General features: G+C 42.6%; 11 protein-coding genes and 1 riboswitch. All 11 genes read left to right on the plus strand.

Translation table 11 applies throughout. From position 1 onward, the window contains the following. Nucleotides 1–183 precede the first annotated feature (183 nt). The 11 genes from WKT20_RS16440 to WKT20_RS16490 all read left to right on the plus strand — a co-directional run bounded on the left by WKT20_RS16440 (nt 184) and on the right by WKT20_RS16490 (nt 10,833). The gene (locus WKT20_RS16440; RefSeq protein WP_117700479.1) at nt 184–786 is read left to right on the plus strand and encodes a sigma-70 family RNA polymerase sigma factor; all 603 of its coding nucleotides are present in this window, start codon (nt 184–186) and stop codon (nt 784–786) included. Nucleotides 787–902: 116 nt separating this feature from the next. Beyond that, nucleotides 903–2,099 (plus strand): threonine ammonia-lyase, encoded by a 1,197-nt coding sequence (gene ilvA, locus WKT20_RS16445; RefSeq protein WP_117700480.1) that lies wholly within the window; start codon nt 903–905, stop codon nt 2,097–2,099. Nucleotides 2,100–2,242: 143 nt separating this feature from the next. After that, a complete protein-coding gene (locus tag WKT20_RS16450; protein WP_195203912.1) occupies nt 2,243–2,668 on the plus strand; it encodes a SoxR reducing system RseC family protein in 426 nt (141 codons plus the stop codon). Between the two features lie 17 nt (nt 2,669–2,685). Then, a complete protein-coding gene (locus WKT20_RS16455; protein ID WP_340417742.1) occupies nt 2,686–3,651 on the plus strand; it encodes a Fe-S cluster domain-containing protein in 966 nt (321 codons plus the stop codon). Nucleotides 3,652–3,684: 33 nt separating this feature from the next. Beyond that, nucleotides 3,685–5,022, plus strand: a complete 1,338-nt coding sequence (gene rsxC / locus WKT20_RS16460; RefSeq protein WP_118243000.1) for an electron transport complex subunit RsxC — start codon at nt 3,685–3,687, stop codon at nt 5,020–5,022. Between the two features lie 12 nt (nt 5,023–5,034). Continuing rightward, a complete protein-coding gene (locus WKT20_RS16465; RefSeq protein ID WP_007561416.1) occupies nt 5,035–6,024 on the plus strand; it encodes an RnfABCDGE type electron transport complex subunit D in 990 nt (329 codons plus the stop codon). After that, the gene (locus WKT20_RS16470) at nt 6,021–6,677 is read left to right on the plus strand and encodes an RnfABCDGE type electron transport complex subunit G (RefSeq protein WP_340417743.1); all 657 of its coding nucleotides are present in this window, start codon (nt 6,021–6,023) and stop codon (nt 6,675–6,677) included. The genes WKT20_RS16465 and WKT20_RS16470 overlap by 4 nt, the downstream gene beginning before the upstream one ends. A gap of 12 nt (nt 6,678–6,689) precedes the next feature. Beyond that, a complete protein-coding gene (gene rsxE, locus WKT20_RS16475; RefSeq protein WP_007561420.1) occupies nt 6,690–7,274 on the plus strand; it encodes an electron transport complex subunit RsxE in 585 nt (194 codons plus the stop codon). A 19-nt stretch (nt 7,275–7,293) separates the two neighbouring features. After that, on the plus strand, nt 7,294–7,896 hold the full coding sequence (gene rsxA, locus WKT20_RS16480; protein WP_007561423.1) for an electron transport complex subunit RsxA: 603 nt from the start codon (nt 7,294–7,296) through the stop codon (nt 7,894–7,896). 174 nt (nt 7,897–8,070) lie between these two features. Beyond that, nucleotides 8,071–9,105, plus strand: a complete 1,035-nt coding sequence (gene galE / locus WKT20_RS16485; RefSeq protein ID WP_007561426.1) for a UDP-glucose 4-epimerase GalE — start codon at nt 8,071–8,073, stop codon at nt 9,103–9,105. Between the two features lie 264 nt (nt 9,106–9,369). Next, nucleotides 9,370–9,438: riboswitch (Fluoride riboswitch) on the plus strand. 117 nt (nt 9,439–9,555) lie between these two features. After that, entirely contained in the window at nt 9,556–10,833 is a 1,278-nt protein-coding gene (locus WKT20_RS16490) for a voltage-gated chloride channel family protein (protein ID WP_340417744.1), read from the plus strand. Nucleotides 10,834–10,944: the final 111 nt, after the last annotated feature.

A 10,944-nucleotide genomic window follows, 5' to 3' on the forward strand; every position in this document is an offset into this window, starting at 1 on the left:
AAAATGTTGTTTAATTAGACAAAAATATATACGTTTGTTACGTAAATGAAATTTTAAAGACTAAGGAGCTTGCAAATTCTTTGAAAGTGTGACAATTTTTCATTTTGAGATTATAAAAATATGTATTAACTCTCTTGCTTATCTCTGTGTATGGGGATAAGCAAGATTTAAAAAAATTTCAAAATGGGTAAAATCCGTTTGACTGATAGGCCTAAATTCGCCTATCGTAATGAGGAGTCCGATAGTGAAGAGTATATTCTTTATCATAGATGCTCATTGATGGTAGAGAAGTATATTAAGATGCATGTTCATAATATAGAGGATGTGTATAATCTACGTCAGGAAGTATTGTTGAAAGTATTGGAGGGATTGGATAAATCATATTATGAGCAAGGGCATTTCTTTCAATGGGTAATGACGATAGCTGTTAATATGGTAAATGATTACTATCGGAGAAAAAAGAATGCTCCTGTACTAGTTGCTCTTGAAGATAATGTAGCACAGGTGTTTGTGTCGGAAAAGACTTTTTATAGAAGGGAGAAACAATTATTGAAATGTGAACGTATATATATAGAAATAATGAATATACTTCAATCGTTTACTCCTTTTGAAAGAGAGTTGATAGAGGATCTTTTTTTTCATAACTTAAGTTTTAGAAAAGCGGCTGAAAAGAGGAATATCAGTAAATCGACTTGTTTCAAACTTTGCAAGAAGCTGTTAGAGAAGCTTCAGAGACTATTGAGGGAAAGAGGAATTGATATAACTTTTTTAAAGGACGATGAATAATTAGAAAAAGGCATTCGAATGAAGTTTGCATTTGAATGCCTTTTTCTTTTTTATTTCTTTTGAAATTCGACTTTTTTTGTACTTTTGCGCGGAAAAAATAATAAGAATCTATCTTTATGTTAACATTGGATTGTGTTTATAGGGCGTCATTTGCCTTGAAAAATGTGATAAGAAGAACGGATTTGATATATGCTCCTCAGATAAACAATGAGAGTCAGATCTATTTGAAACCGGAAAATCTGCAGTATACAGGTTCGTTTAAATTGCGTGGTGCGTGTTATAAAATTTCCTGCCTGACAGAGGAGGAAAAGTCTCGTGGAGTAATTGCTTGTTCTGCAGGGAATCATGCACAAGGGGTTGCGCTTGGTGCAACGAAACATGGTATAAAATCGTTGATTTGTCTTCCGGAAGGTGCTCCTATTTCTAAAGTGGAAGCTACTAAGCGTTATGGGGCCGATGTTTGTCTGGTTCCGGGAGTATATGATGATGCTTATCAAAAAGCCTTACAGTTAAAGGAAGAAAAAGGTTATACGTTTATTCATCCTTTTGATGATGAATACGTTATTGCAGGGCAGGGTACAATTGGATTGGAATTGTTAAATCAGCTTCCAGATGTGGAAGTAGTGATAGTGCCTATTGGTGGAGGAGGACTTATATCTGGTGTGGCTTATGCGTTGAAATCTTTAAAGCCTGATGTAAAGGTGTATGGTGTGCAGGCGCAGGGTGCTCCGAGTATGTTGCGGTCTATTGAACATGAACGTCGTGAATGTTTATCTTCAGTGTCTACGATTGCAGATGGTATTGCAGTAAAGGAACCGGGAGAGCATACATTTGATTTGTGCAGTAAGTATGTGGATGGTATTGTGACTGTAACAGAAGATGAAATCTGTGCCGCTATTTTAGCATTGATGGAACAGCAGAAACTTATTGCTGAAGGGGCTGGGGCTGTGGCGGTAGCGGCTGCTATGTTCAATAAGGTTCCGGTGACAGGAAAGAAAACAATCTGCGTAGTGTCGGGAGGAAATATTGATGTGACTATCTTGAGTCGTGTGATTGGACGTGGGTTGGATATGTCCGGCCGCTCTTATACTGTAACGCTTGATTTGCATGATAAACCTGGAGAACTGATGGGAGTGGCTACTATTGTGGCTCGTTTGGGGGGGAATATTATTTCCGTACTTCATGAGCGAAATAATAATAATAGTAATGTGACTGCCTGTTTCCTAAGGCTTGTAATGGAAACTCGTAACGCAGAGCATATTTCACTTATTCGTAATGCACTGTTAGAGGCTGGATATACAATTGTGAATTAAGTTGGAGGAGTAGTAATTTGCCGGATTTCTGAACAGGTCTTGGTGAATTTAATTTTTTTAAGCAGATTTTCCTCGTTAACGTTACCAACAATACAATATTTATCGTACATTTGCCACACATTTGTAATGTGTGGTTTGCAAAAATGACTGATAAAATAAAACATCTAGGTATTGTGGAAAGCATTAACGGTTCTTACTTGAAGGTGAGGATTGTACAGACATCGGCTTGTTCTGCGTGTAGCATAAAAGGGCATTGCAGTGCAGCTGAATCGAAGGAGAAACTGATAGATGTATACAATAAGTCTGGTCTCGCCTGTCAGGTCGGGAGCCAAGTCATGATAAGCGGAGCGACATCCCTGGGGATGAAAGCTGTAATGTGGGCTTTTGTTTTTCCTTTTGTGGTGTTGCTCGTTTCTCTTTTTGTCGCTATGTATTTTACGGGAGGGGATGAGGCCGTTTCTTCCATTGCATCTTTGTGTATGCTTATACCTTATTATCTGATACTTTTCTTTTGCCGGGAGAAATTCAGACGTACTTTTGTGTTTGTTTTGGAATCAATTAATAATTAATAAACTAACTTTATATTATGAGTTTAATTTTGGTTGCAGTGATTTCACTGGGTGCCATTGGCTTGATTTCAGCTGTTATCTTGTACGTGGCTTCTAAGAAATTTGCTGTGTATGAAGATCCTCGAATTGCTCAGGTGGCAGAAGTGCTTCCTCAGGCCAATTGCGGTGGATGTGGTTTCCCGGGATGTTCCGGTTTTGCAGCTGCTTGTGTGAAAGCTGGTTCTCTGGAAGGGAAAATGTGTCCGGTAGGTGGTCAGCCTACTATGGAGAAGGTCGCAAGTATTTTGGGGCTGGAAGCAACTGCTTCAGAACCAAAGGTTGCGGTAGTGAGATGTAACGGAACATGTGCTAACCGTCCGAAACTGACTCAGTACGACGGAGTACGTTCTTGTGTGGTAGCTAATTCTACTTTCGGAGGTGAAACCGGTTGTACCTTTGGCTGTTTGGGATGTGGCGATTGTGTATCAGCTTGTCAGTTTGATGCCATTCACATGAATCCGGAAACAGGACTTCCTGAAGTAGACGAATCAAAATGTACGGCTTGTGGTGCTTGTAGCAAGGCTTGTCCGCGTAACATCATTGAGATTCGTCCGAAAGGAAAGGACAACCGCAGAGTGTACGTACAGTGTGTCAACAAGGACAAGGGTGCTGTAGCTCGTAAAGCATGTGCAGCAGCTTGTATCGGCTGTGGTAAGTGCGTAAAGGTTTGTCCATTTGAAGCTATTACATTGGAGAACAACTTGGCCTATATCGACCCGGCTAAATGTAAGTCATGTCGTAAGTGTGAGATGGAATGTCCACAGCAGGCTATTGTCGCAGTGAACTTCCCTCCTCGTAAACCGAAGGCAGAAGCTCCTGCAGCAGAAAAACCGGCTGTAGAGAAAACTGTAGCAGCCAGTCCGAAAACTGAAACCGTAAAGAATGAAACGGTAACTCCGGCTACAGCTCCGGCTGCCGAAGCTCCAAAGAATACAGAGGCTTAATCTTATAATTGTATAATACTAAATAACATAAAAGTGAAGACGTTTAGAATTGGTGGAGTTCATCCAGCAGAAAATAAATTGTCAGCCGGGAAAGCTATTGAAACGCTTGCACTTCCTAAGCAGGCGGTGTTCCCGTTGTCTCAGCATATTGGTGCGCCTGCCACTGCCATTGTAAAGAAAGGCGATGTGGTAAAGGTGGGTACCAAGATTGCCGAAGCGGGAGGCTTTGTTTCGGCAGCTATCTTCTCTTCCGTGTCTGGAAAGGTAAACAAGGTAGATAGCGTAATTGATGCAAGTGGCTATCGCAAGCCTGCCATCTTCATTGACGTAGAAGGTGATGAATGGGAAGAAACAATCGACCGTAGCAAGGATTTGGTAAAGGAATGCAACCTGACTCCGGAAGAAATTGTCGCAAAAATCAAGAATGCCGGTATCGTAGGTATGGGTGGTGCTTGTTTCCCTACTCATGTGAAACTGACTCCTCCTCCCGGATGTAAGGCAGAATGTGTAATTATCAATGCCGTAGAATGTGAACCTTATCTGACTGCCGACCATCGTCTGATGCTGGAAAAAGCAGATGAAATCCTGGTAGGCGTACAGATTCTGATGAAGGGAGCGAAGGTAAACAAAGCCTATATCGGTATTGAGAGCAATAAACCGGATGCCATTAAGCTGATGACAGAAAAGGCAGCCGCTTACCCGGGTATTGAAATTGTACCTTTGAAAGTGAAATACCCTCAGGGAGGTGAAAAACAGTTGATTGATGCTGTAATCGGTCGCCAGGTGCCGGCTCCTCCTGCTATTCCTATCAATGTAGGTGCAGTGGTACAGAATGTAGGTACTGCGTATGCAGTATACGAAGCTGTACAGAAGAATAAACCTTTGTTTGAACGTGTGGTAACGGTAACCGGTAAGTCATTGAAGAATCCTTCTAACTTCCTGACTCGTATGGGTACTCCGATGAGCCAGTTGATTGAAGCTGCCGGAGGTCTGCCGGAAGATACCGGAAAGGTAATCGGTGGTGGTCCGATGATGGGTAAGGCTTTGGTAAATACTGAAGTACCTATCTGTAAAGGTAGCTCTGGTGTACTGATTATGAACGATAAGGAAGCGCGCCGTGCAGAACCTCAGCCATGTATCCGTTGTGCGAAGTGTGTAGGCGTTTGTCCGATGGGACTGGAACCTTACTTGTTGGCTACTTGTTCGGCTCATGGCGACTGGGAACGTGTGGAACACGAAATGATTATGTCGTGCATCGAATGCGGTTCATGCCAGTTTACATGTCCTTCTCATCGTCCGATGTTGGATTACATCCGTTTAGGTAAAGGTAAGGTGGGCGGTATCATCCGTGCACGTAATGCAAAAAAATAATTTGAGAATCTTATGGCAAACAAATTAATAGTATCCTTATCGCCGCATGTACATAGTGGCGACAGTGTACAGAAAAACATGTACGGCGTATTGATTGCGCTGATACCGGCCTTGCTTGTATCTTTCTACATGTTTGGTTTAGGAGCAGTGGTGGTGACACTGACTTCTGTCATTGCATGCTTGTTCTTTGAATGGGCTATCACCAAATTCATATTGAAGCGCGAACGTACTACTATCATGGACGGTTCGGCTGCCCTGACCGGTGTGTTGCTGGCATTTAACCTGCCTTCTAACCTGCCGTTGTGGATTATCATTATCGGTGCGCTGGTAGCTATCGGTATCGGAAAGATGACTTTTGGTGGATTGGGGTGTAACCCGTTCAACCCGGCTTTGGTGGGACGTATCTTCCTGCTGATTTCTTTCCCTGTACAGATGACTTCATGGCCGGTAGTCGGTCAGCTGACCAGTTATACGGATGCGGAAACTACTGCTACTCCGTTGGCATTGATGAAGATGGCAGTACATGGTGATGCAAATGCATTGAGCCAGTTGCCTGATACCATGTCTTTGTTCTTGGGTAACAATCCGGGCTGTATCGGTGAGGTAAGTGCTTTAGCTTTGTTGCTGGGACTCGTCTATATGTTGTGGAAAAAGATTATCTCCTGGCATATTCCGGTTTCCATTCTGGCAACCGTATTCGTATTCTCTGGTCTGATGCACTTGGCTAATCCTACAGTGTATGCTTCTCCATTGGCACATCTGTTTACTGGAGGTTTGATGTTGGGTGCGATTTTCATGGCTACAGATTATGTGACTTCACCTATGACTCACAAAGGTATGTTGATTTACGGTGTAGCTATCGGCTTCCTGACAGTGGTAATCCGTACTTTCGGTGCCTATCCGGAAGGTATGTCGTTCGCTATTTTCATCATGAACGCATTCACTCCGTTGATTAATACATATTGCAAACCAAAACGTTTCGGGGAGGTAGTGAAGAAATGAAAAAACTAGAATCATCTTTAAAGAATATGGCTCTGGCACTGACCGGATTTTCTGTAGTGGCCGGAGGTTTGCTGGGCTGGGTGAACGATGTGACTGCTGAACCTATTGCTCAGGCGAATGCCAAGACTTTGAGTGATGCCATTGCAGTAGTAGTTCCCGGTTTTGATAACAATCCGGCTGAAGCTCCTGAAACCGTAGAAGTCAATGGTGCCACTTATAAGATTTACAAAGCGACTAAAAACGGACAGCCTATCGGAGCAGCAGTAGAATCAGCTGCCAACGGTTTTGGTGGAGCGCTGACCGTGTTGGTCGGTTTTGACAATGAAGGTAAGATCATTGATTATTCTCTTTTGAGTCATGCGGAAACTCCGGGCCTTGGATCAAAGGCTGCCGACTGGTTCAAGAAGGGAGCCAAAGGTGATATTACCGGAAAAAATCCGAGTGAAGCTCCTTTAACTGTCAGCAAGGATGGAGGAGAGATTGATGCTATTACGGCCTCTACTATTACATCACGTGCTTTCTTGCTGGCTGTAAACAATGCATATGCAGCTTATAAGAATCAGCATGTAGATGGAGCCAGCGGAGCTACTCAGCAGGAACAGCCGGCTGAAGAAGCAGTCAGTGATACAACGAATGTGGAACCCGTTAAATAAGGAGGACAGGCTATGAATAATTTTAAAGTGTTAATGAATGGGATTGTAAAAGAGAATCCTACGTTTGTACTCCTTTTAGGTATGTGTCCGACCCTGGGTACAACTTCATCTGCTATCAATGGTATGGGAATGGGATTGGCCACTATGTTTGTGCTGATTTGCTCAAACGTGGTGATTTCTCTGATTAAGAATCTGGTGCCCGACATGGTACGTATTCCTATTTTTGTGGTGGTAATTGCTTCGTTCGTAACCTTGCTTCAGATGGTGATGCAGGCATACGTACCGGCATTGTACGCTACATTGGGATTGTTCATTCCGTTGATTGTGGTAAACTGTATTTTGCTGGGACGTGCTGAAGCGTTTGCGGCTAAGAATAACCCTTTGTCTTCTTTCTTTGATGGCTTGGGTATGGGACTTGGATTTACCATTGCCTTGACTTTACTGGGTGGTGTACGTGAATTTCTGGGAACTGGCAAATTGTTTAACATTGCCATTATGCCGGAAGATTATGGAATGCTGATTTTCGTATTGGCTCCTGGTGCATTCATCGTATTGGGATACCTTATTGCGATTGTAAACCGCTTGAAAAAAGCATAACCCTTAAAAATAGAAAGATATGGAATATATATTGATATTTATTACCGCAATCTTTGTGAACAACGTGGTGTTGTCACAATTCTTGGGTATCTGTCCGTTCCTGGGTGTTTCCAAGAAAGTAGAAACTGCCATGGGTATGGGAGCAGCGGTAGCTTTCGTGTTGACGCTGGCCACCATCGTGACGTATGTCATCCAAAAGTTTGTATTGGATGCTTTCGGATTGGGATACTTGCAGACTATTGCTTTTATCCTTGTTATTGCCGCATTGGTTCAGATGGTAGAAATTATCTTGAAAAAGGTTTCTCCTTCTTTGTATCAGGCATTGGGAGTGTTCTTGCCTTTGATTACAACTAACTGCTGTATCCTGGGTGTGACTATCCTGGTAATCCAGAAAAATTATGATTTGCTGACTGGAGTAGTATATGCTTTCTCTACTGCATTAGGATTTGCTTTGGCGCTGATTGTGTTTGCCGGTATTCGCGAACAGTTGAGCCTGGTAAACATTCCGAAAGGTATGAGAGGAATGAGTATCGCATTGGTCACAGCCGGTTTGCTGGCTATGGCATTCATGGGTTTCTCGGGCGTAGATAAAGGACTGGCAGTGCTGTTTGGTTTGAATTAATTCTGTCTTTTTGACAGCAACATATTGGAAAAGTGTTATTTGGTATATTCCGAATAACACTTTTTTAATTTTTTAATGGGAGGTACATGGACATTTCAATCCTTTTTTCTACTTTTGTAGAGATATAGTAAATGACTTTAATAAAGGAGTTAAATATAAGAAAACCCTAGTGTTATGAAAAAAAGAATTCTCGTGACAGGTGGAACTGGATATATCGGTTCTCATACTGTAGTTGAGTTGCAGAATAGCGGTTACGAAGTGGTAATTGTGGACAATCTTTCCAATTCGCGCGCTGATGTAGTAGACAGCATCGAACAGATTTCAGGTGTACGTCCGGCTTTTGAAAAAGTAGATTGTCTTGATTATGAAGGCTTGGATAATGTTTTTGCTAAATATCCAGGTATTCAGGGTATCATTCATTTTGCAGCAAGCAAGGCTGTAGGTGAATCTGTACAGAAACCGTTGCTGTATTATCGTAACAACTTGGTTTCATTGATTAACTTGTTGGAACTGATGCCGAAACACGGAGTAAAAGGCATTATTTTCTCTTCTTCTTGTACGGTATACGGTCAGCCGGATGTGTTGCCTGTAACAGAAGCAGCTCCTATTAAGAAGGCCGAGTCTCCTTACGGTAATACCAAGCAGATTAATGAAGAAATTATCCGTGATACCATTGCTTCTGGTTCTCCTATTCATGCAGTGATGTTGCGTTATTTCAATCCGATTGGTGCACATCCTACAGCTTTAATCGGTGAACTTCCGAATGGTGTTCCACAGAACTTGATTCCTTATCTTACTCAGACTGCAATGGGCATCCGTGAAAAACTGAGCGTATTCGGTGATGATTATGATACTCCTGACGGTTCTTGTATTCGTGACTATATTTACGTAGTAGACTTGGCTAAGGCACACGTAATTGCCATGAATCGTATTTTGGAAGACAAGCAGAAAGATAAAGTTGAAGTATTCAATGTAGGTACAGGCCGTGGTCTTTCTGTATTGGAACTGATTCATAAGTTTGAAGAATCTACCGGCGTGAAGTTGAATTACCAGATTGCTCCTCGTCGTGCAGGTGATATTGTAAAGGTTTGGGCTGATCCTTCTTATGCAAACTCTGAATTAGGATGGAAAGCTGAAACTTCTATCGAAGATACCTTACGTTCTGCATGGAAATGGCAGGTTCACCTCCGTGAAAAAGGTATCATGTAAATAGAATTCTTAATAAAATAAAAAATACTGAACTAAAGATATTTTATGAACGTTACATGTAATATACAGCTCTTGCGGTTCTTGTGTATGTGATATAGATAATGGACGGCCGCTGATTTTCATCAGAAATGAAAGCAGGGAGTTGTATTTTTGCATAGTAGTTTTGTCGTGTTTTATTTTGTGTTTGTGTTGTGGCTGTTCTCCGACGAGAGTCGGGGAACAGTTTTTTGTTTACGGATTTTATTATATCTTTGCAGCCGATTTTCGAATCAAGGGAATGGGACTTCCCTGTGATAAACCGCTAATGAAGTAGCTGATAGTTCCTACCGGAGCAGGTCTCTTTTTTAGACCGACAGGGAGGGCTATGTCTGTATCCATGCTATGTGAAAGAGTTCTGGCTTTGGTTTTTGCGAAAACTTGAGATATGGATACAAGAAAACTTAGAAAAATATGAAGACTTTAAGAAATCAGAATTACTGGTGGAAGTTTGAACAGTTTCCGTTACTCCTTTATTTATGTAAGTGGCTTTTCCTTTCAGTTGTGTCAGGGGTTTGTATTGGGTCGGCTTCTGCCTTGCTGTTGGTATCTCTGGAGTGGGCTACACAGTATCGCGAACACCATCTTTGGATAGTTGCTCTTTTGCCAGTGGCCGGTTTGCTTATCGGCTTGATGTATCATTACTGGGCAGGAACAGCTTCTCGCGGCAATAATTATCTGATTGAAGAAATCCGTTCTCCTCATGATATTATTCCTTTCCGTATGGCTCCTTTGGTATATATTGGAACTGTATTGACACACTTGTTTGGTGGTTCTGCCGGACGAGAAGGTACTGGTGTACAGATGGGAGGAGCTATAGCCGACCAGTTTTCCCGTCTGTTTCGTATGCGTCGCAGAGACCATCGTCTGATGGTAGCAATTGGTATCAGTGCTGGCTTTGCTTCTGTGTTTGGTACTCCACTGGCAGGGGCTGTTTTTGGCTTGGAGGTCATTGTGGTAGGACGTATGCGTTACGAAGCTATCTTGCCGAGCTTTCTTTCGGCTGCCGTCGCCAGTATGGTTTGCCATGCGTGGGGAGTGGAACATACGCACTATGTGGTTTCTGAAGTTCCTTTTCCGGATGCGTCTAATTTGTTGTGGACTATTGGTGCAGGTATTCTGTTCGGACTGGCTGCCATGTTGTTTTCACGTTCCATCGGTTTTTGGTCAGGAATGGCCAAACGCATCAGTTATCCACCTTTCCGCCCGCTGATAGGAGGACTTGCGATAGCTGCAGCTGTCTGGATAATAGGAACGACGAAATATATCGGTTTGGGTGTACCTACCATTGTGGCTTCTTTCTCGGAGCAGCAGATGTGGTATGATTTTCTGCTGAAGATTTTGTTTACCACTTTCACTATCGGAGTCGGATTCAAGGGGGGTGAAGTTACTCCTTTGTTCTTTGTGGGAGCCACCTTAGGCAGTGCGTTGTCGGCTGTGGTACCCCTTCCGATGGGGCTATTGGCTGGAATTGGTTTTGTAGCTGTGTTTGCCGGAGCAACAAATACCCCCATTGCTTGTACGTTGATGGGAATTGAACTTTTCGGGGCAGAGCCAGGTCTTTATTTAGGCATAGCTTGTGTGGTAGCTTATCTTTTCTCCGGTCATACCGGCATTTATACAGCTCAGTTGATTGGCAGCCCGAAGCATTTGGCTTATTCTCGCAGGAAGGGAAAAACACTTGCGGAATAGTGTTTTTCACGGTGGTTTTTGGTATAAACAAAACGCAAGGACGTTTCACATCAAGCGTCCTTGCGTTTTGTCTTAAATGCACTTGCGTTTTAGTTGAAACGCAAAGGCGTT

Origin of the sequence: Phocaeicola sp. ICN-14070 (assembly GCF_037892625.1) — a bacterium.
GTDB lineage: Bacteria > Bacteroidota > Bacteroidia > Bacteroidales > Bacteroidaceae > Phocaeicola > Phocaeicola plebeius.

What these genes read in the sequence shown, in the direction of transcription:
- WKT20_RS16440 (WP_117700479.1), top strand. Translation starts at nt 184, where the DNA reads ATGGGTAAAATCCGTTTGACTGATAGGCCTAAATTCGCCTATCGTAAT.
- ilvA (WP_117700480.1), top strand. Translation starts at nt 903, where the DNA reads ATGTTAACATTGGATTGTGTTTATAGGGCGTCATTTGCCTTGAAAAAT.
- WKT20_RS16450 (WP_195203912.1), top strand. Translation starts at nt 2,243, where the DNA reads ATGACTGATAAAATAAAACATCTAGGTATTGTGGAAAGCATTAACGGT.
- WKT20_RS16455 (WP_340417742.1), top strand. Translation starts at nt 2,686, where the DNA reads ATGAGTTTAATTTTGGTTGCAGTGATTTCACTGGGTGCCATTGGCTTG.
- WKT20_RS16465 (WP_007561416.1), top strand. Translation starts at nt 5,035, where the DNA reads ATGGCAAACAAATTAATAGTATCCTTATCGCCGCATGTACATAGTGGC.
- WKT20_RS16470 (WP_340417743.1), top strand. Translation starts at nt 6,021, where the DNA reads ATGAAAAAACTAGAATCATCTTTAAAGAATATGGCTCTGGCACTGACC.
- rsxE (WP_007561420.1), top strand. Translation starts at nt 6,690, where the DNA reads ATGAATAATTTTAAAGTGTTAATGAATGGGATTGTAAAAGAGAATCCT.
- rsxA (WP_007561423.1), top strand. Translation starts at nt 7,294, where the DNA reads ATGGAATATATATTGATATTTATTACCGCAATCTTTGTGAACAACGTG.
- galE (WP_007561426.1), top strand. Translation starts at nt 8,071, where the DNA reads ATGAAAAAAAGAATTCTCGTGACAGGTGGAACTGGATATATCGGTTCT.
- WKT20_RS16490 (WP_340417744.1), top strand. Translation starts at nt 9,556, where the DNA reads ATGAAGACTTTAAGAAATCAGAATTACTGGTGGAAGTTTGAACAGTTT.